This is a genomic window from Ancylobacter dichloromethanicus, assembly GCF_018390645.1.
Classification (GTDB): Bacteria; Pseudomonadota; Alphaproteobacteria; order Rhizobiales; family Xanthobacteraceae; genus Ancylobacter; species Ancylobacter dichloromethanicus.
Map to the genome: position 1 here is coordinate 1 of NZ_JAHBGC010000022.1, position 809 is coordinate 809.

Genomic DNA, 809 nt, shown 5'->3' on the forward strand with positions numbered 1-809 from the left:
CCGCCATGGTTGACCGCAGGTGGAGCGAAGCGGAACCGGAGGTGGGCCATGGCGGCGTCGCCGTTTCCGGAGCTGGCGGTCGATAGCCCAACGAGCTATGCGGCCTGACAGTATTGTAGTGCCGCCGCCAGGCTTCGATCAGGATACGGGCCTCGGCCAGCGTGTAGAAGATCTCCCCGTTCAATAGCTCGTCACGCATCGACCCGTTGAAGGACTCGCAATAGCCGTTCTCCCACGGGCTGCCCGGCGTGATGTAGAGCGTCTTCACGCCGATCTTCGCCAACCATTGCTGCACGGCCTTGGCGATAAATTCAGGGCCATTGTCCGACCGTATGTGCGCTGGTGGGCCGCGGGTGACGAACAACTCGGCCAGGGCTGCCAACACATCCTCGCTCCTGAGCCGCCGCGCCACCGGCAGCGCCAGGCATTCCCGGCTGGCTTCGTCGATGATCGACAGGATGCGGAACTTGCGCCCATCGTGGGTGCGACCCTCGACGAAGTCGTAAGACCACACGTGCCCCGGATACTCCGGTCGTAGCCGGATGCACGATCCGTCATTGAGCCAGAGCCGTGCGCGCTTCGGCTGCTTCTGTGGCACCTTGAGCCCCTCGCGCCGCCAGATGCGCTCGACCCGCTTGCGGTTCACATGCCAGCCGGCATCGCGCAGCAAGGCCGTCACCCGGCGATAGCCGTAGCGGCCATATTGTCGGGCGAGCGCAATGATGTCCTCGGTGAGAGCTGCTTCGTCGTCCGCCCCGCGAGTCGCCTTGCGCTGTGTCGATCGATGCTGCCCAAGCACACGGCACACC

1 protein-coding gene is annotated in these 809 nt (G+C 64.9%); it reads right to left on the reverse strand.

The genetic code is table 11. The features are described from left to right. A partial coding sequence (locus KHC23_RS14010; RefSeq protein WP_246544609.1) for an IS3 family transposase occupies nt 1-809 on the reverse strand: 809 nt, incomplete at both ends.